24 protein-coding genes are annotated in these 22,793 nt (G+C 32.9%); 5 read left to right on the top strand and 19 right to left on the bottom strand.

The annotated features are described in order from the left end of the window. Positions 1 to 5 precede the first annotated feature (5 nt). The 3 genes from BTM19_RS10800 to BTM19_RS10790 all read right to left on the bottom strand — a co-directional run bounded on the left by BTM19_RS10800 (position 6) and on the right by BTM19_RS10790 (position 3,297). Entirely contained in the window at positions 6 to 671 is a 666-nt protein-coding gene (locus BTM19_RS10800) for a DUF2750 domain-containing protein (protein WP_029378002.1), read from the bottom strand. A gap of 230 nt (positions 672 to 901) precedes the next feature. Then, a complete protein-coding gene (gene ldmS / locus BTM19_RS10795) occupies positions 902 to 2,116 on the bottom strand; it encodes an L-aspartate--L-methionine ligase LdmS (protein WP_029378003.1) in 1,215 nt (404 codons plus the stop codon). Beyond that, positions 2,113 to 3,297, bottom strand: coding sequence for a M20 family metallopeptidase (locus BTM19_RS10790; protein ID WP_029378004.1), 1,185 nt, complete (start codon positions 3,295 to 3,297; stop codon positions 2,113 to 2,115). The genes ldmS and BTM19_RS10790 overlap by 4 nt, the downstream gene beginning before the upstream one ends. Before the next feature lie 276 nt (positions 3,298 to 3,573). Here BTM19_RS10790 and BTM19_RS10785 point away from each other — a divergent pair, with 276 nt between their 5' ends. Continuing rightward, complete coding sequence (locus tag BTM19_RS10785) at positions 3,574 to 4,044, top strand: S-ribosylhomocysteine lyase (protein WP_029378005.1); 471 nt, start codon at positions 3,574 to 3,576, stop codon at positions 4,042 to 4,044. Positions 4,045 to 4,270: 226 nt separating this feature from the next. On the opposite strand, the gene BTM19_RS10780 is transcribed toward BTM19_RS10785, so the two are convergent. The 4 genes from BTM19_RS10780 to deoC form a co-directional block, all read right to left on the bottom strand. Beyond that, entirely contained in the window at positions 4,271 to 4,624 is a 354-nt protein-coding gene (locus tag BTM19_RS10780; RefSeq protein WP_038678918.1) for a DoxX family protein, read from the bottom strand. After that, a complete protein-coding gene (deoB, locus tag BTM19_RS10775; protein ID WP_038678920.1) occupies positions 4,621 to 5,808 on the bottom strand; it encodes a phosphopentomutase in 1,188 nt (395 codons plus the stop codon). Before deoB ends, BTM19_RS10780 begins: the two co-directional genes overlap by 4 nt. 11 nt (positions 5,809 to 5,819) lie before the next feature. Next, positions 5,820 to 7,121 carry a pyrimidine-nucleoside phosphorylase gene (locus BTM19_RS10770; RefSeq protein ID WP_038678922.1) on the bottom strand — a complete coding sequence of 434 codons (1,302 nt, stop codon included), beginning with the start codon at positions 7,119 to 7,121 and terminating at the stop codon, positions 5,820 to 5,822. A 65-nt stretch (positions 7,122 to 7,186) separates the two neighbouring features. Continuing rightward, positions 7,187 to 7,849: a deoxyribose-phosphate aldolase gene (gene deoC, locus BTM19_RS10765; protein ID WP_029378009.1), complete on the bottom strand. Its 663-nt coding sequence runs from the start codon at positions 7,847 to 7,849 to the stop codon at positions 7,187 to 7,189. A 173-nt stretch (positions 7,850 to 8,022) separates the two neighbouring features. Here deoC and deoD point away from each other — a divergent pair, with 173 nt between their 5' ends. After that, complete coding sequence (deoD, locus tag BTM19_RS10760) at positions 8,023 to 8,733, top strand: purine-nucleoside phosphorylase (protein WP_038678924.1); 711 nt, start codon at positions 8,023 to 8,025, stop codon at positions 8,731 to 8,733. 150 nt (positions 8,734 to 8,883) lie between these two features. Here deoD and BTM19_RS10755 read toward each other — a convergent pair whose 3' ends face one another. From BTM19_RS10755 to BTM19_RS10715, 9 genes are all read right to left on the bottom strand, one after another. Beyond that, on the bottom strand, positions 8,884 to 9,333 hold the full coding sequence (locus BTM19_RS10755; protein ID WP_029378011.1) for a Dps family protein: 450 nt from the start codon (positions 9,331 to 9,333) through the stop codon (positions 8,884 to 8,886). Between the two features lie 181 nt (positions 9,334 to 9,514). Then, positions 9,515 to 10,378, bottom strand: a complete 864-nt coding sequence (gene rbsK, locus BTM19_RS10750; protein WP_029378012.1) for a ribokinase — start codon at positions 10,376 to 10,378, stop codon at positions 9,515 to 9,517. A 33-nt stretch (positions 10,379 to 10,411) separates the two neighbouring features. After that, positions 10,412 to 10,795, bottom strand: coding sequence for a thiol-disulfide oxidoreductase DCC family protein (locus BTM19_RS10745; protein WP_017722057.1), 384 nt, complete (start codon positions 10,793 to 10,795; stop codon positions 10,412 to 10,414). Positions 10,796 to 11,087: 292 nt separating this feature from the next. Then, the gene (locus BTM19_RS10740; RefSeq protein ID WP_029378013.1) at positions 11,088 to 12,455 is read right to left on the bottom strand and encodes an EVE domain-containing protein; all 1,368 of its coding nucleotides are present in this window, start codon (positions 12,453 to 12,455) and stop codon (positions 11,088 to 11,090) included. 71 nt (positions 12,456 to 12,526) lie between these two features. After that, positions 12,527 to 13,507 (bottom strand): YeiH family protein, encoded by a 981-nt coding sequence (locus BTM19_RS10735; protein WP_099265856.1) that lies wholly within the window; start codon positions 13,505 to 13,507, stop codon positions 12,527 to 12,529. A 284-nt stretch (positions 13,508 to 13,791) separates the two neighbouring features. Beyond that, positions 13,792 to 14,025 (bottom strand): hypothetical protein, encoded by a 234-nt coding sequence (locus BTM19_RS10730; protein WP_243879520.1) that lies wholly within the window; start codon positions 14,023 to 14,025, stop codon positions 13,792 to 13,794. A gap of 18 nt (positions 14,026 to 14,043) precedes the next feature. Next, positions 14,044 to 14,982, bottom strand: a complete 939-nt coding sequence (gene manA, locus BTM19_RS10725) for a mannose-6-phosphate isomerase, class I (protein WP_029378016.1) — start codon at positions 14,980 to 14,982, stop codon at positions 14,044 to 14,046. Between the two features lie 559 nt (positions 14,983 to 15,541). Then, on the bottom strand, positions 15,542 to 16,237 hold the full coding sequence (locus BTM19_RS10720; RefSeq protein WP_099265855.1) for a FadR/GntR family transcriptional regulator: 696 nt from the start codon (positions 16,235 to 16,237) through the stop codon (positions 15,542 to 15,544). Positions 16,238 to 16,478: 241 nt separating this feature from the next. Further along, complete coding sequence (locus BTM19_RS10715) at positions 16,479 to 17,135, bottom strand: SDR family oxidoreductase (protein ID WP_029378018.1); 657 nt, start codon at positions 17,133 to 17,135, stop codon at positions 16,479 to 16,481. Between the two features lie 158 nt (positions 17,136 to 17,293). On the opposite strand from BTM19_RS10715, the gene BTM19_RS10710 reads away from it, so the two are divergent. Together BTM19_RS10710 and czrB are read left to right on the top strand one after the other, a co-directional pair. Next, entirely contained in the window at positions 17,294 to 17,593 is a 300-nt protein-coding gene (locus BTM19_RS10710) for an ArsR/SmtB family transcription factor (protein ID WP_029378019.1), read from the top strand. Between the two features lie 20 nt (positions 17,594 to 17,613). Further along, positions 17,614 to 18,579, top strand: a complete 966-nt coding sequence (gene czrB, locus BTM19_RS10705) for a CDF family zinc efflux transporter CzrB (protein WP_029378020.1) — start codon at positions 17,614 to 17,616, stop codon at positions 18,577 to 18,579. Between the two features lie 119 nt (positions 18,580 to 18,698). Here czrB and BTM19_RS10700 read toward each other — a convergent pair whose 3' ends face one another. Continuing rightward, a complete protein-coding gene (locus BTM19_RS10700) occupies positions 18,699 to 19,430 on the bottom strand; it encodes a metallophosphoesterase family protein (RefSeq protein ID WP_029378021.1) in 732 nt (243 codons plus the stop codon). A gap of 131 nt (positions 19,431 to 19,561) precedes the next feature. Between BTM19_RS10700 and BTM19_RS10695 the strand changes: the two genes are divergently transcribed. Further along, entirely contained in the window at positions 19,562 to 20,617 is a 1,056-nt protein-coding gene (locus tag BTM19_RS10695; protein ID WP_225489527.1) for a DUF975 family protein, read from the top strand. A gap of 438 nt (positions 20,618 to 21,055) precedes the next feature. On the opposite strand, the gene BTM19_RS10690 is transcribed toward BTM19_RS10695, so the two are convergent. Together BTM19_RS10690 and BTM19_RS10685 are read right to left on the bottom strand one after the other, a co-directional pair. Then, positions 21,056 to 21,910 (bottom strand): HAD family hydrolase, encoded by an 855-nt coding sequence (locus BTM19_RS10690; protein WP_029378022.1) that lies wholly within the window; start codon positions 21,908 to 21,910, stop codon positions 21,056 to 21,058. A 68-nt stretch (positions 21,911 to 21,978) separates the two neighbouring features. Then, positions 21,979 to 22,761, bottom strand: a complete 783-nt coding sequence (locus tag BTM19_RS10685) for an ABC transporter ATP-binding protein (protein ID WP_038678930.1) — start codon at positions 22,759 to 22,761, stop codon at positions 21,979 to 21,981. Positions 22,762 to 22,793: the final 32 nt, after the last annotated feature.

Here is a 22,793-nt window from a genome sequence, read left to right as displayed (position 1 = left end):
TTATTTTAAAAAGGAAGCTGATCTATTACTTTTTGCGCAGGTACTACACTACCTAAAACGCCTGGTTTCAAATCAATTGCAACTGCGTTGTCATCATCTCGTAGGTTATCTAACCATTCGGCAAAGACTTCGCCTTCCACTTCTATAATGTCACACTCTTCAAAGTCTTCATCTCTTACCTTCTCAGCTCTATTTTTGATACTCCAAACAGGCATAATATTAGGTCTTTGATGTGAGTCATCACTAATCATAAGAAATTGTTTAACGCTTTTATTTGTCAAACCGAACACTGCATCTTCTTTAGCGACATCCTTAACAAATTCTTTCAATCGAATATTATCTAAATCAGACATTAATTCATCCGTAACTTCTGCGATTGGTATAAGTTCACCGTCTTTCTCAGAGGTAGGATTCATCAATACTTGTTCGTTAGCGTCAAAGACATTATCTATTTCATAAGTTACAAAACGATCGATATCTATCTTTTTGATTTTATCGTAATCAATTTTTTGTTTTTTCAAATAAGCTTCAGCAGTCTCTTTATCAGTCCAAGTACATACGACTTTATTTTCATCTATTTCTTGTCTGATTAATTCCTTTGCTTTCGTTGCTACATAAAACACTTCATTAATTAATATTTCTTTAAAAAATGAACTTTCTTTATAAGACATCAATACACCTTCAATCCATTCATAATAATTTACCTATATTAAGAATATAAAGGACTGCATGACTCTAGTCAATCGCTGATAATAAACGAGACGCTATACAATCGACATTCATGATAGAACTGTAACAGCGAACAATTGCTACTGCAATGGTATCTTATGCTTACAATTAGAGAGATATTAGCCACCTTATAATAACTGATAAAATTGCATGCATCCACCCTTGAAAGTTTCTATAAATGAGATTCTCCTTTTTTCAGTTCTTCTAAAAACTGTCGCTCCATAGATTCTACTAATGCTTTACTTTCTCCATGCCAAATACAACCAAACCTCGACTTAACAGCTTCATCCTTATACCAATCACCATCATAGTAAGATAACGGAAATAATATGCCTTTATCTACATATTTCTTAATTATCTTGAAAAATTGTTCATTATCACAATTATCTGGTGCTATATAACTAAAGAATTTATGATATTCACCTCGTAATATAGGTTCTAGTAATAACATACTCGTTGAGCCATTTTGTCTAAAATTTAAATCTATAGCAAATACTTCTCCATGCTTATCTAATAACAAATCGAATCCAGCGATACCAAAATATCCCTCCGCTACACCTATTTCCATTATTTCTCTACCAGCTTGAATGACCGATTGTGGAACATCATGTGTATTTTGATTACCTTTGTAAGAACCATAATCATCTGTAATTTGATCGGATGTACCAATATATTGAATACCTGTTGCTTTAGAATATGCATATTGCACGCAATAATTCGTAACTGCCTCTACTTTTTGTTCTATAATGATTGTGTCTGTTTCACTTTTAGCTTGTTCAATCCGGATTTTAGCTTGTTCTAAATCTTTTTCATTATTACAAATCATAACACCATATCCACCTGCAGTAGGTAGGTCGTCGCCTGGTTTTAAAACAAATGGAAATTCCCAAAAAGAAACCGCATGTTCAAAATCATCAATTGCTATAACTTCTCTTTTAGGTAAATATTTGTAATTAGTCCACTCTGGGATACGTGCTTTATTATTTAAGGCCGTAAAAACATCTTTGTTTAATGCATAATGTGCTTTGTTTACAATATCTTCACCATGAATATATTGGAAGTATATTTTTTTATTGTCATTCAATGCTAAATCTTGAATCACTTGTTCATAACTTCTTTGATTATTAAATTGGATAATATTTGAAGGCATGGATTTCCCCACTGCTTCAAACAAAATTTTCAATTTATTTGTAACACATGCCTCATGTACTATCACAGGCATTTGGTTAGCGATGATGAGCTCTCTACCAGTTAGAAAATTAGATTGATGTTCTTCAGGCTCTAACCAAGGATTTGAAACATATGACGGCCGTGAAGTATAGACAATACTAGAATCATATAGATCACTAAGTGTTAGTTGAGGACGTAGAGAGCTTGGATTAGTCATTTTTTATGCTCCTTTATATATCGGTGTTGCTCGATAATTTCATCAAACACCGATTTATTAGTGATTAATTCTAAACCCATTAAGGCAAGAATCTTCGTTCCTCTAATTAAGGCATTATCACCTTGTGTACTTGCTGCAGCTTCACGAAATCTATGTGTATGACCAACTAAATTGCGAGATCCTATTTTAATATGAGGATGTATTGTAGGGACGATATGACTTACGTTCCCCGTATCTGTTGAGCCATATCCAAAATCATCATCTATAACGGCTTCTCCCATTTCAGTTGCATATTTTACAAACAAATCGTCTAGCTTAGAAGATTTTATAAATTCATTTACGCCATTTTGTATTGGTCCAAATTCATAATCACATCCAGTTTGAATGGCTGCACCTTTTGCAATTTGTCCTACCCGTTCTGTTAGTATATCTAATTCTTGGCGCGAAGTTGCTCTTGTATAAAAACGTGCATGCGTATAGTCCGGTATAATGTTAGCCGCCTTACCACCATCTAATATGACACCATGTACACGTTGGCCATTTTTAATATGTTGTCTTAATTGTGCTACACCATTAAAATAAGAAATCATTGCATCCAATGCATTTCTTGCTTCATCAGCATTTTCAGAAGCATGTGTACTTTTACCATAAAATTTAATATCTAAAACATCGACTGCTAATGTATTAATCGTTCTATAAGTTTCATTTCCTGGGTGCACCATTAACGCAATATCTAACTCGTCAATCACACCTTCTTTAACGTAAGTTGCTTTAGCGCTGCCATTTTCTCCACCTTCTTCAGCAGGACATCCAAGTACAATAACTTTTCCTCCAACTTTATCTATAAGCTGTTTTAGCGCAATACCCGCAAAAGTACTTGCCGTTCCAATAATATTGTGACCACAAGCATGACCTAAACCTGGTAATGCATCATATTCAGCTAAAAATCCTATTGTAGGACCAGGCAAAGCTGATTCATATCTAGCTATAAAACCAGTAGCATGACCAGCGATATCTGTTTCAACTTCAAAATCATTTCCGTCTAATATTTCAATCAATGACCTTGATGCAAAAATTTCTTCGTTCCCTAATTCAGGTCTTTGATGTATTTGATGACTCATTTCCAAAAATTTATATTTATCATTCTCTATGTAGTCTAAAATAATTTGTTTGTTTTCCATAGTATAAATACGCCCTCCTAATATTGCCTTTATAGCGATTGACACTAAAATGAAACGCAATAAGTAATTTATTTAATAACACAATTTACAATTCATAATGTACAAAACCTGTTTTAATCATTACTTATTTTATCGGGTTTATCAGATTCTGTCATCAATTTTCTGAAATTTATAATAATTGTTAGCTACTCTATGGTTTTACCCAAATACAGAAATTGTAAATACTGTTTGGTCTTGTTACAATTAGTTTATGTAAAATATTAGGAGGATAACGCCATGCCAAAAATGAATGTTGAAAGCTTCAATTTAGACCACACAATTGTATCTGCGCCATTTGTAAGACTTGCAGGAAAAATGGAAGGTGCAAACGGTGATGTTATTCATAAATATGACATTCGCTTCAAACAACCAAATAAAGAACATATGGATATGCCAGGATTGCACTCATTAGAACATCTTATGGCCGAAAATATCCGTAATCATTCAGATAAAGTCGTTGATATCAGTCCAATGGGTTGTCAGACTGGCTTTTATGTTTCATTCATCAACCATGATGATTATAAAGATGTACTTCAAATCATCGAAAAAACAATTCAAGACGTGTTAAATGCTACAGAGGTACCGGCTTGTAATGAAGTGCAATGTGGTTGGGCGGCGAGTCATTCATTAGAAGGTGCAAAAGAAATTGCGCAAACATTTTTAGATAAAAAAGATGAATGGCACGATATTTATGGTGAAAATAAGTAACTTTAAACTAAAACCTTTACAAAGAAAATAAACCTTAAACAATTACTTATTATTAACAAAAAAGATGAAGTTAGACATACAATCTCATGTCTAATTTCATCTTTTTTATAAATCATAAAATTTTTATTCGCAAATATATAACATTCTTATTTCCACATAAAAACGCTTCAAAGCAGACATTTTTCAATGCACACTTTAAAGCGTTTCTCTTTATTCAAGCCATAACTTATAGTTTACTTATCATTTTGATCATGACAAACTGTAGCGGAAGTCTACCGTACAATGCCCACTTTGGTAGTTCTTTGCCACCTAATGGAATATTATTACGTGCCATGTATATATTAGCTGGAAACACAGCCAATAAAAACGCAATGATAGCCTTTTTCAAGCATGTCGAAGGTTTGCGAGCTAGCAATAACAACCCAAAAACCACTTCAAACACACCAGTGATTAATACTGCCGCTTTTCTAAACGGAAGATATGTTGGTATGATTGCTCTAAATTTTTGCTCATCTTTAAAATGCAAAATACCAGCAATGCTAAAGACAATACCAAAAATTATTCTCGTTATTTTATTCACTTTTCAACACCCATTTCTTTTAAGTAGCTTCTGCCAAACTCTGGTAATTTCACGCCAAAGTTATCCGCAATCGTCGCTCCTAGAGAACTGAATGTGCTATCGACTGTTAATTCATGGTAGTCATTAATTTTAGGGCTAAACATCAATACTGGTACAAACTCTCTTGTATGATCTGTGCCATCTGCAGTCGGATCATTTCCATGGTCGGCTGTAATAATCACTAAGTCGTCTTCTTGCAAATGATTAATAAGCTCTGGTAGACGCTCATCAAACTCTTTAAGGGCTTGCGCATAACCGCCTTTATCACGACGATGACCATATAAAGCATCGAAATCAACAAGATTTAAGAAACTCATACCATTAAAATCTCGCTGTACAGTTTCAACTAATTTATCCATACCATCCATATTATCTTTAGTACGAATTGATTCTGTCACGCCTTCCCCATCAAAGATATCATTGATTTTACCTAAGGCAATCACATCATAACCGTTATCTTTCAATTCATTCATTACTGTTCTGCCAAACGGTTTTAAAGCATAATCGTGTCTATTAGAAGTTCTTTTAAATGAACCAGGCTCACCTATATATGGTCTAGCAATAATCCTACCTATCAAATATTTTGGATCTTTAGTTAACTCTCTAACCTTTTCACAGATATCATATAATTCTTCTAAAGGTATAATATCTTCATGCGCAGCAATTTGAAGTACAGGATCCGCTGATGTATATACTATCAAATCACCTGTTTTCATTTGATGCTCTCCCCACTCATCAATAATCTGCGTTCCTGAGGCAGGACGATTTGCCACAACCTTACGACCAGTTAATGATTCAATTTCACTAACAAGCTCTTCAGGGAAGCCTTCAGGATATACTTTGAAGGGTTGCATTATATTTAGCCCCATAATTTCCCAATGACCAGTCATTGTGTCTTTACCTACTGACGCTTCACTCATTTTAGTATAAAACGCTTGTGGTTGTGACTCTTGTCCAATAATTGGCAAGGGATCAATATTACCTAGACCTAGCTTTTGTAAGTTAGGTAAACTTTGATTAAATCCTTCTAATGTGTGTTTTAATGTATGACTGCCTTCATCGTTAAAAGCTTTAGCATCGGGGCCTTCTCCAATACCAACTGAATCCATAACGATTAAATGTACACGTTTAAATGGTGTAGTCATGACGTTCACTCCTATTCGGTAATAATTTTATGAATCAATGTCGGTTCGGTACCAGTTTGACTTATCGTAATATTTTCATTGAGTTTGTCTTTGACGTCATCAATTTGCTCTTTATTACTGTGAATAGTTAATAATGCTTCTCCTTCATTCACCTTGTCTCCTACTTTTTTATGCAATACGAGACCAACACTTAAATCAATATCATCTTCTTTTGTTTGTCTACCTGCACCTAACATCATCGAAGCAACGCCTATCTCATTAGCAACGATTTCAGTTACAACACCTGTCTTTGTTGATGGTAATTGAATTTGATATTTAGCTTGTGGTAATTTTTTTACATCATCCACAACTGAACCGTCACCATCTTGATTTTCTAAAAATGTTCTAAATGTTTCTAGTGCTGAACCATTTTGAATTGCATTTTCTAACAATTGACGTGCTTCGTCTAAATCTTTAGCTTTACCACCTACAACTACCATTTGTGAGCCTAATGTCATCACTAATTCTGTAAGGTCTTTTGGTCCTTTACCTTGTAAAGTTTCAATTGCTTCTTTGACTTCTAGAGCATTTCCAATGGCATTACCTAGTGGTTGACCCATATCAGAAATGATAGCCATCGTATTTCTACCTACACTGTTACCGATGCGAACCATTGCGTGCGCCAACGCTTCAGCTTCTTCAATTGTCTTCATAAACGCACCATTACCTGTTTTCACATCTAAAACAATAGCATCTGCACCTGCAGCAATTTTTTTACTCATGATTGATGAAGCAATTAATGGAATTGAATTTACAGTCCCCGTAACGTCACGAAGGCCATATAATTTTTTATCTGCTGGTGTAAGGTTGCCTGTTTGACCTATCACTGCGACTTTCGCTTCGTTGACTAATTTAACAAATTTATCTTCACTAATTTCCACATGGAAACCTGCTACAGATTCTAATTTATCAATCGTCCCACCAGTATGTCCTAGACCACGGCCACTCATTTTGGCTACAGGTACGCCTACTGATGCTACTAAAGGCGCTAATACTAGTGTAGTTGTATCACCCACGCCACCAGTTGAATGCTTATCTACCTTAATCCCATCAATATTAGATAAGTCTATGACATCGCCAGAATTCACCATAGCCATTGTTAGTGCTGCACGTTCATCATCATTCATGTCTTGAAAATATATCGCCATAGCTAAACTTGATGCTTGATAATCCGGAATATTACCATTGGTATATTCCTCAATAAAGTACTCAATCTCTTGTTTAGTCAATACTTGTCCATCACGTTTTTTTTCAATAATATCTACCATTCTCATATGAGTTGGCCTCCCTTTTCAAATAAAGACGTAAAAACATTGATATTCCCATGTTCAATGATTGATTAATAGTCAGAATTACTTTCTAAACCTTGAATGATTTGAACACCAGCGCTTGCACCAATACGTGTAGCGCCAGCTTCAAGCATTTGATTAAAATCATCTAGGTTTCTTACGCCACCAGAAGCCTTAACTTCTAAGTCTTCTCCTACAGTATCTTTCATTAATTTTACATCTTCTGGAGTAGCACCTCCACCTGCAAAACCTGTTGAAGTTTTAACAAAATCAGCACCTGCTGCTTTACTTAATTCTGACGCTTTAACTTTCTCTTCGTCTGTTAATAGGCATGTCTCAATGATAACTTTAACTGTTTTTCCATTAGCAGCGCCTACTACACCTTCAATATCCTTCTGAACTTCATCAAAACGACCGTCTTTTAGCGCACCAATATTAATAACCATATCTACTTCAGACGCACCATTTTTAATCGCATCTTCAACTTCAAACATTTTTGTTTCTGTTGTAGATGCACCTAAAGGAAATCCGATAACCGTACATACTAATACATCAGAATCTTTAAGTTGTTCTGCAGCATATTTAACATGTGTAGGATTGATACAAACTGATTTAAAGCTAAATGATTTAGCTTCCTCAATAATTTTATCAATTTGAGCTCTCGTAGACTCTGGTTTAAGTAATGTGTGATCTATATATTTTGCGTAATTCATATTAAATCCTCCTAATTATCTATATGTTTTCATACCACTCATAATTATAAAGCAAAATTAATAACATATCCTTAATAAATAACTTTTCTTTATCTCTATATTACAAAAATTAGCAAAAATAATAAACAAATGTTATCTTTAATTTGATAAAGAATTTAAAGGAGAAGATGACTATGACAAAAGCAACACCTCATATTCAACCTAATGGGACTAAAATCGCTAAAACTGTATTAATGCCAGGCGATCCGCTTCGAGCAAAATATATTGCTGATAATTATTTAGAAAATGTTGAACAGTTTAACGAAGTACGTAATATGTTCGGCTATACAGGTACATACAATGGCAAGGAAGTATCAGTAATGGGATCTGGAATGGGCGTACCAAGTATTGGTATCTATTCTTATGAACTTTATAATTTCTTTGACGTTGAAACGATTATTCGCATCGGTTCTTGTGGTGCATTACAAGAAAATGTAAACCTTTATGACGTTATTATTGCTCAAGGTGCTTCAACAAATTCTAGTTATGTTGAGCAATATAACATTCCTGGCCATTTTGCACCGTTGGCAGATTTTGACTTAATATTAAAAGCAAAACAAAAAGCAGATGATATTGGTGCAACAACTCATGTTGGTAATATCTTATCGTCTGACACATTCTATAATGCTGACGAAACATTCAATGAAAGATGGCAACGTATGGGAGTCTTAGGTATAGAAATGGAATCAGCAGCATTATATTTAAATGCTACTCATGCAAATAAAAAGGCCTTAGGTATCTTCACTGTAAGTGACCATATATTACGCGATGAAGCTACAACAGCTGAAGAACGTCAAAACTCATTTACTCAAATGATGGAAATTGCATTAGAAATCGCAGAATAACCAATATTAACCTTACTTAAAAGCTATACTGTATTAATCCATTTACAGTATAGTTTTTAATTTTTTAAGATAACTAAAAAGAAGCTTCTCAGTACACTAAATGTCTGAAAAGCTTCTTTTTATATTTACTTATATTTTATCCAGAATGGGTTATCTACCTAAATAAGATTTTAACATCCAGTTATGTTTATCAATGTTTGTTTGCATACCAATGAACATATCTTCAGTTACATCGTCTTCTGCATTTGAAGCAACTTCAATTGCTTGTTCTAACTGTTTTGATATATTATCGAAGTCTTTTGAAAGCTCTTCAACCATTTCTTCGGCTTTATAACCTTTTCCAGCTTCTTCGATAATTGAAAGTTCTAGACTTTCTTTTAAAGTTGCTACTGGATTACCGCCTGTTGCTAAAATTCGTTCAGCTAAATCATCAATGTATTGGCTTGCTTCATCATATAATTCTTCAAATTTAGTGTGTAGTGAGAAGAAATTCGGCCCTTTTACGTACCAATGAAAGTTGTGTAATTTGGTGAATGCTACTGTCCAGTTTGCTACTTGTTGATTTAATACTTTTACTACTTCTTCATTACTTTTTGCCATAAAAAATCTCTCCTTTTAAAAATCATTATCGTCATAAGAGACGACACAAATCCTTGATTACAATAAATATTATATAATAACTATTATAATCTGTAAAGAGGAATACACTGATAAATTAGAATTATTTTAATCTAGGTTCAAGTTGAAAAAGCCACTTATATTATAACAAACCACCTTAGGTTTATTCTAGGTCTTTTCTGTATGGCATTGCACTTTGAGCTCCTAGGCCAGTCACTGAATAACTGCCTGCTAAATTAGCAAAAGCAACTGCTTGTTCTAATGGTTTATTCTCAATTAGTGCTACTGCTAAAGCACCATTAAATGTATCGCCTGCGCCTGTAGTATCAACTACTTGCTTTTTGTAGCCTTCAACTAATTGTTGAGAATCACTATAATACATTGCACCAGAGGCACCTTTAGTGACAATCAATTTATGTGGATATGCCTTTAATGCATCATCAACTTGATTATCAAATAGCAACTCACTTTCAGTCTCATTTGGTGTTAACCATGTTACTTTATCGATTATTGTGTTAGACAATTTTCGATATGGTGCCGGATTTAATATAACCTTCATATCATGGTCAATAGCATAATCAACAACGTCTTTTATCGTTGATTCAGGTATTTCGTGTTGCATTACAATAATGTCTCCTGCACTAAAATTCTCAAGTTTTGGTAGCACACTTTCTGCTGTTACATAATTGTTTGCTGCAGGTACTACAATGATGCGGTTATCATCGTCAAATAGAGTAATATGGGCAGTCCCAGATTTCTCATTTTCTATAGTATCCATATAAGTTGTGTTCACATTATTCTGTTCTAAATTTGATAGAATTTGTTTGCCATTATCATCGTCACCTACAGCACCAATCATATAAACTTCATTACTTAGTCGAGCTGCTGCGACTGCCTGATTTGCACCTTTGCCTCCTGGATTAGTAAAGAAAGATTTCCCCATCACCGTTTCTCCCGTTTCAGGTAAGATTTCTGTTTGTACTACCAAATCAATTGATGCGCTACCTATCACTATAATTTTTCCCATATCTGTATCCTCCGTAGTTTCAGTTGAAATTCATTAATCAATAAAGAAAGATTTCTCATAATCATTCGGCTGATGCCAATGTGTTTTCCACATATGGTTTCTATTGTCAGCAAATAATTGATAACCTAAATCTCTAATAAATTTAGGTGTTAAATGTAATAGTATCCCTATCCATTTATAATTAGTCAATGACGTTATTAACGTTGTAATTGCATCTGATTTATATTCTAAATGATCTCCTTCTTGTAATATAACGCTATCATATTGTTGTGTTTCAGGATAGTTTGATAATAGGTTTTGTGCTGTTTCGCCTTGTAATGATGCGAATTGATAGCGTCTAGACAAACCTTTTTGTATCAGCCATATTGCATAATTATAACAATAAACACAATTGCTATCGTAATAAACTATTGGCATATTCAACACTCCTTATATTATATAACTTTAAAGTTAATTATTCATAAATTAAAATGTTCCTAACATTATTATAACCTAAATTACATAAAATAAATCATACTGCTACCAACTACAATTGAGCTTTTATTCAATTTATAAAAATAAATCATTACAATAAAAAAAGCTTACCTCGTCTATAAAATAAGACGATTGTAAGCTAATTTACGTGTTTAAAAAACACCTCAACCTTAAACATGATAGACGGTTGAAATATTTGTGATATGTCATCTATGAATAGTGATGTTAATTTAGATTAATCTTGATTTACCTTCACAATTCTAGTGTATTTTAAAAATTGTTCAGTATATTTTTGTTTAATATCATTTACATTATCATACGTTACACCCACAATATGCCAATTAGGGTTAAAGTGATAATATGAATCTTTCTTTCTAGACCATTTTACCATTGTGCCATCTTTATTATAACGTGGTAGTGTCACTTCATAACCTTCCAACACGTTAATATAAGCTTGGAATACATCTGGATCAATTCGATTAAAGTTGTCTATCACTAAATAGCTTTTATCTTTTCGAGGCATGAGGTTAGTAATAAATCCTTCTCTATAATATAGCGCGCCTGCCTCATTTGGTAAATATTTACCATAGAGCATATCTTCTTTAAAGTCAGGGTGTCCTGTTGTAATTACAGGGTTCGCGTTAGTCTTCTGTAATAAGTCCTCTGCTGCTTTAAGACCTTCGCCCTTATCTACAACTAGCAAAATGAATGGTTTTAATTCTTCTTGTACTTTATCAATGACATTTTCAGTAGGAACGGATTCAAATTGCGATTTCAGACCATCATTTGCGCTCATATCAAGAATTGCTTCAAATTGTACTTGTGACAAGCTAGCAATAGCCTGTTTAGCATTTTCTTGTAAAAAATAAATATTTTTTAATTTAGGATGCTTGTTCAATGTACCAAGTGATACAGGTTCAATTTCTTTTTCAAAATAAACTTCTATAGCAGTACTATTGGTCCTGCCAGGTATCGGCGCCTTTTCATGTATATGCTTACTGACTTCTCCTATACCAATGACAGATTGATCTCGTTTCTTATTATAAAAAACGATTTTATCCCCAATTTCAAGTTGCGTATAAAAATGGTAGCCATTTCGTTTAATACCATTATACGTATGCGTGTATATTGTATTATATGAATTAGGTTCAAACTCTTGTGCTTCTGATACAAAAAAGTATCTAGGTATTTTGGTTTCCCCTTTACCTAAACTAACGATTAATTCAAATTCTTCTTTTGTAATTTGATTAAAGAGTGTTTCTTTCATGTTGCTCATTCTAAATTCTAATTGGTCACTTCTCTTCAAATAATCAGCTGTTAAGGGCTTCAGTTGTTCTTGTAACTGAAAATGAACACGAATTTTATTTTGTGCACCAGTTTGAACACTTGTAATTTCTCCAAAGCCTAATAATCCAGTATCCATTTGTACTTGATAGAAGACGACTTTATCTCCTACTTTAGCTTGTTTAAAGGATCGGAAACCTTGTGAAGGATTAAATTGTGCACCTGATTCAAATAATGTCGTTTGCCCTACCATTGGTTCGTTATGATTCCAGCGATTATAACCGCAGTTCAGCCAAAAATAACTTGTTTCCTCTACCATTTAGATACTCCTTATCTCATATATAATTCTATTTTTCCTATTATATTCAAAAAATTCACTTAGAACAAACATTATAGTAAGTTAACTAATTTCATTGTTATCAAACTTGTAATAATCACTACAACCCATGTCACTAAACCAAGAAGTATTGGTTTAAAACCAGCCTGTTTAAATTGATTAAAATTAACATTCAAACCAATACCCGCCATAGCCATTGTAATTAAAAATAATGCTACTTGTTGGAAAAAGCTTATGACTATTGGAGAAAAATTGAAAATAGTACTAATTAAGGAAGCTACAACAAACCATACAATAAACCACGGAAAGATTTTAGCAATTGATATATCTGCTTGTGCTTCTCTTTCTTTTCTTATCGTTCTATATGTAAAAAATAATACTACTGGGATAATCATTAATGTGCGTGTTAATTTTACAATTGCACCCGTTTCTAATGATGTTTTACCATAATTTGATGTGGCAGCAATCACACTTGAAGTATCATTAATTGCTGTTCCACCAAAATAGCCAAATGTACTTTGACTCATGTGCATAACGTGACCTAAAGGTGGAAAGATAAAAACAGCTAATAAATTAAATAAAAAAATAGTTGAAATTGCAAAAGCAACTTCACTTTCTTTTGCCTTAATAACTGGGCTTGTTGCTGCGATGGCAGAACCGCCGCATATCGCTGTACCAACACCAATCAATATACTAAGATGCTCATTTACTTTAAATATTTTCATCAATAAGAATACTGCTAAAAACGCTGCACATAATGTAACAATAATAATTGGTAATGATTTCCATCCAATGATACCAATTGATTGAAAGCTTAGTGTATATCCCAACACTACGATACTATAATGCAGTATTTTCTTACTGCTAAATTTGATACCTGCTTCATATTTTTTGGGAATCAAGAATACATTATTAATTATTATACCAAATATTATAGCAAAAATAGCACTTCCAATTATTGGAAACTTGCTCCCCATTATTGTAGCTACCATCGCTATAACCAACGTCATAACAATTCCTCTTACTTTATCCAACCTTGTCACCCCCAATTTAAATTCTATTTTAACATATTTATTCATCGGTAAACTTCGAAAGTTTAAATGGATTTAGTAAAATTCAACAATTTTTATAAATGGGTCAGAAGGTCAAATCGGCTTTTAACCTAATTATAAAATTGTTGATTTGGTGACTTGTACAACAAATCTAATCAGTTACTTTAAAGTTTACTGTGTAACTATTCTATGTTAACTAAATATTTATGACATCATATTTGAGGCTGAGACATTTATTTATGTCTCAGCCTCAAATTCACAAATCATTACGCTAAAGTTAGCGTCCCCATAATAGGCATCAAATTAATTAATACGCCACCAAATTTCAACATACCGCTTATCTCTTTATCTGGAAGCGTAATTAATGCTGAAATAATGCCAAGCGCACCGATTATAATTGGAAAAGCCATTGAGGGGAACATAGGTATCTTTAGAAATGTGCCAGCACCAGCTAATAGGCCACAAATTAAGGAAACATATAAAAATTTATACACACTCATACTCTCCCACTTTTTTAACTATAAATAACTTACGATTAATTCATAATCACCTTCAAATATTGTATCTAAATCATCTGAAGTTAGGATGAAATTCTGTCCTTGATTTAATGTATATACCTCTCCATCTATAATGACTTGTCCTTCACCTTTAAGTACAGAAACTAATACGAATTCTCTTGGTTTCATATAATTTAAAGTTCCAGAAATTTTCCATTTTACAATGGTAAAAAAGTCACTAGATACAAGTTGGGTTCTTTTATGATTTTCTATAATTTCTGTATCTGTAGGTATATTAATATTATCATTAGAAAGCTCAATGACGTCTTTAGCTTTATCCTTATTTAACACACGTTTATCACCAGTATCGTGCACGCGTTCATAATCATATACCCGGTATGTAACATCTGAAGATTGCATTGTTTCATAAACAAGTATACCTTCTCCTATAGAATGAACTGTTCCTGCAGGTATAAAGTAAAACTCGCCCGGTTTAACTTTCACCTTATTCAACAATGATTCATAGTCTTCTTCGTTAATTTTATCTATTGCTAGATTTTTTGATTCTGTATTTAATCCATAGATGATTTCTGCGCCTTCTTCAGCATCAATGATATACCAACATTCTGATTTACCATATTGCCCTTTTTCGTTTTCATAAGCATAGGCGTCATCTGGATGAACATGAACCGATAACGCTTCTCTTGCATCTACAATTTTGGTCATCAACGGAAACTCTTGACTTGGAAAGTCACCAAATAACTCTCGATGCTCTGTCCATACTCGGTCCAAAGTTTGTCCTTCATATGGACCATTCAATATTTCGCACTTACCATTTGGATGTGCTGATATTCCCCATACTTCTCCTACATAATCGCTGGGTAAATCATATCCATAATCCTTTAAACGATTGCCACCCCAAATTTTCTCATGAAATACTGGCTTTAAAAATAACGGCATACATCACACCTCCAAATTCTTAAGTTGTAATTTAATTTTTATATTTATCTCATATACTTTTGTATGATTGTCATTTCATAATTTTCAGAACCATTGTGATTGTATCACATTCATACCTCTAGATTAAACGCATAAATCACAACACTAGCACTTTAGAGCCACTTTTAATTATATCAATGCTTTGTAAAATTCGATAGTCTATTATATTTTGTTCAATAACATTTTATGACATTTTATTGAACAGTTATTTTATCTTTCTATTTTTTAATCAATTTATACTTGCCAATTGACTGTAATTGATTTTATAATTAAATGTAGAGTTACAGCAATGTACTCTATCTGTTTTTTACATATAAGGTAATGTATTAATTATGATTTAGTTGAAATTGTTGATTACTTTTTCAACACAGTTAATTTGCGATAAAGTCCAAACTTCGGAAAAGTTTGGGCTTTTATTTTATCTAAATTAATTTGGATATTCTGCCTCTTTTAATTACAATATTCAATGGCTTTTATCATATACATTTGAGAGTTATTGATCATGTATTCCCATACACGATTATGCTTTGAAATTAGCCAATATAGTTTCCTTTACTTCTAAAAGGTGCGCGCGCATTGCATCTACAGCTTTGACATCATTTTGCTGTAAAATGGCTTGATATATCACATCATGTTCCTCTAATAATTTATTCATAGTTTTTTGTTTACTATAAATAAAAATCTTCCTTGTTTCTTCCATAGAATTTCGCATTAGTTCTGAAATATTATTTAATAGCTCAACTAATAATGTGTTTTTGGCGGCTTTCGCAATTGCGAGATGAAAATCTAAATCTGCTTTTTCACCAGAAGTACCATCTATTACAGCTTGCCCCATTTCAACAAGTGCTTGCTTCAGTTCCACCAAATCTTCTTCAGTTCGATATAAAGCCGCTTTTTCTACAGTAGCACTTTCAACAATTTCACGTAACTCTAATAACTCTTTAATTTGACTTAACGACGTGAATTTGTCACCAAGTTCAAAAAAGGTAGGCTCCGTTTGCTTAATAAACGTCCCATAGCCTTGTTTCATTTCAATAATCCCTATTGTTCTTAAAGCATTTAATGCCTCTCTTACCGAAGCAACGCTTACGCCATACTGCTTTCCAATCTTTTGGATAGAAGGCAGTTTGTCGCCCACTTGGTAATCACCTGCTTTTATTTGCTCTAAAATAATATCTGCGACTTGCTCATAGATTTTCGTGTTTGAAATTTTCATAATTACCTCCAAACGATATCTTTCATTGTATCAAATTTTTGCTGAAAGATACTATAAAATGGCTATAAAAAGGTATAAAAAAAGCGTTAGCTAATGAAATCTAATCTTTTATCATAAGATTTCATTAACCCACGCTATAAAAAGCTATAAAATTGCAATCAGTAGCTTTAGCAATCATTTAACAGTCGCTTCTTTTTGTATTAATAACACTTTGGCTATCTTTAAGTTACTTATGTTTTGATTATTTATTAAAATTTGCTAATGCATCAGATACGGAGGCATCCCCACTAATAATTTGGAATTCTGTATTTAAAAGATTATCACTAGTTAATACTTCTCTAATAACAGAAGCCACATCTTCACGAGGAATCGTTCCTCTACCTTCGAAGAATGCACCAACTTCTATTTTATCTGTGGCAGGATCATCTGTTAAACCACCAGGGTGTACAATAGTATAGTCGATATTTGCTTGTTTTAAATACTCATCAGCATAGTGTTTTGCAATCGTGTAAGGTTTCAAATCACCGCTTGCATCAAAGGCTTGTCTTCTTGAATCATAAGTTGAGACCATTACATATTGTTTAACATTATTCGCTTCACTCGCTTTGATTGATTTAATTGCACCATCTAAATCAACACTAATTGTCTTGTCTGCACCAGTGCTACCTCCAGAACCAACTGAAAATACAACTTTGTCAAAGCCATTAATTTTTTCTGTTAAAGTATCAATATCGTCTGCTTCCACATCGATTAAAATTGCTTCAACACCTTCTGAGGTTAAAGCTTCAACTTGAGATTCTTTTCTAACACCTGCTGTAAATGATTCTCCACGTTCTTTTAATTGTTTAACCAAATATTGACCTACGCCACCATTTGCTCCAATAACTAATGTACTCATATTTTATAGCCTCCTTAAAAAATTATTAATTAGACTTTACCACTTTTACTTAATTTTGAAACGAAATCTGTTTGTCTTTGACATTTTCTAAAAAATAAATTAATATATGAACATATATTCATATATTAAAATCAATAATTAGAAATGAGGGCTTCATTTTGGAAGATTCATTTAACGAACAAACGATTGAGCAAGTAACGGATATTTTCAAGGCACTTAGTGATGGCAATCGTCTACGTATAATGCATTTATTAATTCAAGGTGAAAGTAGTGTCGGTCATATTGCACATGCATTAGATTTAAGTCAATCTAACGTTTCTCACCAATTACGTATACTTAAACAAGCCCATTTGGTCAAAGGAAATCGAGATGGACAATCTATGATTTATACAATAGATGATACACATGTTACAACATTACTTAAGCAAGCAATTCATCATGCTAGTCATAAACAATAATTGAAAGGTGGACGCTAAATATGTCTGGACATCACGGTCACGATCATGCACATGGTCATGTACACACAAATAATAAAAAAATATTACTTATCAGTTTTCTAATTATTGGACTCTTTATGATTGTAGAAATTATTGGAGGATTTATATCAAATAGCTTGGCGCTATTATCTGATGGTTTACACATGTTTAGCGATACAATTTCTTTGGGCGTTGCCTTAGTTGCTTTTATCTATGCTGAAAAAAATGCTACCAAAAGTAAAACTTTTGGCTACAAGAGATTTGAGATTTTAGCTGCATTATTTAACGGTGTAACACTCTTTATTATCGGCATTGTTATCATAGTAGAAGCGATTGGTCGTTTCTTCAATCCGGAAGACGTCAAGTCAACAGAGATGTTTGTAATAAGCGTAATTGGGCTTATCGTTAATATCATTGTCGCTTTATTGATGTTTAAGGGCGGTGACACTTCAAATAATATTAATATGCGTGGCGCCTTCCTACATGTAATGGGTGATTTATTAGGTTCTGTAGGCGCAATCACTGCTGCTATACTCATATGGACTTTAAATTTAACGATTGCAGACCCTATTGCAAGTATTATTGTCTCTATTCTTATAATAAAAAGTAGCTTAGGTATAACAAAATCTTCTTTGAATATATTAATGGAGGGCACGCCATCTGATGTTAATATGAATGAAGTCATTTCTTCGATTACTGAAGAAAACGAAATTGAAAATGTACATGACTGTCATATATGGACTATTTCTAATGAAATGAATGCATTGAGTTGTCATGCTGTTGTTCCTAGCGATATGTCTGTCGAACAGTGTGAAAATTTACTAGATAAACTAGAACACAAGCTCCAACACTTGAACATTCAGCACATGACTATTCAACTAGAAACAATTAATCATAAACACGATAATGACACACTATGTTCAGCACATGATACATCAAAGTCTCATCATCATGCACATAGCCATTAATTATTAATCATATAACAATAAAAAGCTGATAGTTTCCATAAGTTCTCTTTCCTCTCAAAGTTAAGACTTTGAGGAATACATACTTAGGATATAACTATCAGCTTTTTTCATAACCATTATTATAAAAATTTATCAAAAATAAGTTTTTTAGCAGGAACTTGCTTCTCATCAAACCCTCTAATAAATTCTTCATTATCGTATGGTACTTTCACACGTTCAAACGAAAATTCATTTTCATCTACTGTTACGATTCCATAAACTGCATACGCGCCATTATTTAAACCAACAGAACCAGGATTGAAATAAACTGTTGATTTATCGTCAAATAAGTGCACCGTATGATTATGTCCAAAGATAATTAAATTGGCATCTTTATCTTCAAAAAGTGCTTTCATATTTTCTTCGTTTGGTTCAACAATTGGGCTGAATGGTTGCCCATCAATTGGCGTATTTAATTGGTCATTAGGAATTTCATAATGAATAAATAATACTTTCTTATTACAAAATGTTTTCTCAATAATACGAGGTAACTCATTTAATCTGTCATAGTAATCTTCATCTAAATGACTCTCTATCCATTGATGATGTTCATAGAATTTATCTTTTAAGTCTTCAGGATAAGGTGTACCATTTACAATTGACATTACCGCTTCATCATGATTACCTGCAATGATTTCCATATCATCTCTATCAAAGATTTCATCAAGTACTTTATTCGTTTCATGTCCAACACCAATATTATCACCTAGATTAAATATTTTGTTGATATCTTCTCTTCTATCAATATCATCCAAAACAGTTTCTAATGCATCAAAATTACCATGAACATCAGTTATAATTGCAAATTTCATGATGATATCTCCTTTCAACTTTTTCTCATTAGGACATTTTAACATTTTATATCGATTTTGTTACCTATTTATTTTAAAATCTTCAAATTTTTGATATCGTATGCTTATGACGAAAAAGGAGTGCTTAAAATTTGTTTAATTTCCATAAATTAGCATTACAAAATGCAAAACCCCAAAATGCTAAAGTATTACTGTTTACAATCGTAAGTTTTATAATATTATTTGCTTTAACTATTTTAACGTTTATGCCATTACAACCAGCTATTTATAAGTTAATGATGTCAATGGCTATGCAACAATCTGTGGTTGGTCCAATAATTGGAATCGTCCTTGCAATACTTGTACCTATACTAGTATTTTTATTTGTAGGCTATCCATTAATTGCTGGAACTATCTACACTATAGACAAAGCATTAAATAAAGACAAGGTTAATTTTAAAGATTTATTTTCAGTGTTTGCAAAAGGTAAATATCTAAAAGCAATAAAGCTTTCATTAATTACGGTATTGTTTATCATTATCGCATTGGTGTTAGGAGAATTAATCGCGCAATTGCTTCAGTTAGGAATCATTCAATTGTATCAAGCAATACAAGGTCCACTTAGCAAGTCAGATCACGCGCTTGGCTATTCACTAACGTTTCAAATCATTGCTGGGACTTTAACGCTTTTCATTAAATCATTTATTTATTGGTTATTAGCTATAATTATCATTAACTATACTGTAGCATTTATTAAAGAGCCTAAAAATGGTGCATGGAATTCCGTGAAACGCGGATTTAAAGGCATTAAAAATGGCCAAAAAACATGGTTTAAATTCTACATTGGTTTATTACTATTAAACTTAATAGTTATTATCTTAGCTAGCCCAGTCAGCCAATTGATTTCTATCTTAACTGGTGGTATTTCTCAAAATATCGCTACGATTTTGATTTATATTGTCCAAATCATTGTTATCATTGTTAGATTAGCTGTTTACTATACTAATACGCTAGCTATCATTCAATATTATAACCGTAATGGCGAACCAACTAATGATAATAAATCAAAAAAAGATAAGAAAAAGAACGCAACTATTACAGATAATCAAGACTCAAAAGTAAACAATAGCGTAACTAATACTACTGAAAAAGCAAAAGCAAACGTAGATCAAAAATCAGATCAACTTCAAGATAAAACAAAAAGATGAAGCAAAAAATTTAAAAAGCAATTTAAATCAATCTGATAAATAACTTTCATACAAAATTAAAGTGAGCCAGACTTATTTAATATCTGGCTTCATTCAGAACATAGATAAACCCTAGGTGATAGTTCATCTAGGGTTTGTTTATATTTGTGGAGTTATTTTCAAATAGGAGTTGATTTTGTTGAATTCAATAAAAACTACACTATTATAATAGTGTTAATATAACACCGGTAGGGGTTAGGGCCGACTCCTGCGGGAAAATCACTAGCCGAAGACTACAGGCTAAGGCAGTACCCGCGGAAAGCGTGCACAAAAACTGCCAACAAAGTCGGAGACTATGTCGACATCCTGAAAGGAAGTCAGACAGTTTTAATGTCTGGCTTCCTTATTGTCTTTAAAATTTATTTATATAAACAGTTAGGCAAAATATATTAAAAACTTTTACTTTAAGAAATGTTCTTTTAAGTACTGTGCTGCACCGTTTTCTTCATTTGTATATGTTGTAACATCCATAGTTAGCTCTTTAATTTCTGGCCTAGCATTTTTCATAGCTACCGTATAATGACCAAAAGCAAACATCGCACGATCATTATCACTATCACCAATGACTAGCGTTTCTTCTTGCTTGATACCAAAATGTTCTATCATTTCTTTAATACCTGTACCCTTATCAATTTGATAAGCCATTGTCTCCGCATTATAACGGGATGAATTAGATACACTAATTTTTAAATCTTGCTGTTCTTCAATCAACTGATTACGGAAGTTTGTTATTTTGTCGTAATTTGGTGAAAATAAATATATTTTTGAAAACGTCGTATCAGGAATTACCGTTGCCCAATCTACTTTGTCTTTGAGTGACGCTTTTCTAGAAGTCCATTCTGAGACACCGACATTACCTGGTGGTGTTTCTGCATCAAATAGTGCAGTCGCCCATGATTGATCTTCTTTAAGTACAATACGATTACCTTCAAACGGAAAAACTTCATAATAAATCTCTTGTTGTTGAGCACGTTTCACAATGTCATTGACAGTAGTAAACGATAAGCTATGAGTAAATAATGCTTCATCATTAATCATTCCTAACGTACCGTTTGAACTGATAATACCATCTACTTCAAATGATGACGGAACTAAGTAATGAATTTCATTATGAGCACGTCCAGTAGCCAAAAAGACTTTGTATCCGTTTTCCCTTAATTGATGTATTACTTCGGTCGTTTCCAGATTAACTTGGTTGTCTTTATGTAAAATCGTACCATCCATATCTAAAAATATCGCTTTAACATTTTTCATTTATAAAAGCCCTCCATCACATATTCTCATTTTAAATTATGTCACTATCTAAAGTTTTAAGCAATGTACTAACGCTTTAAAAATAATGAATAACGTTCATTTTGATGTAACACACTCACCCTACGATTAAAAAAATCACTCAATGTATCGCTGTCTAATACACTTTTTATTTCACCTTGTTTATAACACGTACCATCTTTTAATAAAAATCCTTTTTGTATATCTTTTGTAATTTCTTCAACAAAGTGTGTAACATATATAACTGATAATCCAGGTTGTCGTTGATATAATTGTTCAAGCGCATCTAACAAATCTTCACGAGCAATAAAATCTAAACCTGAAGCAGGCTCATCTAGAATAAGTAACTTAGGGTTCCCCATCAACGCCCGAGCAATAAGTACTTTTTGGCGTTCACCTGTGGATAAATAACCATAATACTGTGATTCAAATTCACTCATACCCATCTGCGCTAAATAATGACGTGCCATTTCAACATGGTGGGCTTCTACTTCTTTAAAAATACCAATCGATTTAAAGATTCCACTAATTACTACATCACGTACGATTTCCCCGCCTTGAAAACGTTCCATTAAACTACTAGACACAAAGCCAATCTGATTGCGCACTTCGTCTGCCGAATACCCAATTTTACCGGGTTGCATACCAAAAAGCGTCAATTCTCCAGATGTATTTGGTTCATAAGCATTTAAGATATTAAGCAATGTCGTTTTCCCTGCACCATTAAGTCCATAAAGCATCCACTTCTCGCCTTCGTTGATACGCCAACTTATATTTTTTATTATTTCTTTCCCCTGTTTTCTACGTGCAATATTTTTTAGATCAATAAGCATATGATATCCCCCTCCGATACATAATTATATAT

It is taken from the genome of Staphylococcus xylosus (assembly GCF_002732165.1).
GTDB lineage: Bacteria > Bacillota > Bacilli > Staphylococcales > Staphylococcaceae > Staphylococcus > Staphylococcus xylosus.
This window is presented reverse-complemented; position numbering and strand designations above follow the sequence as displayed.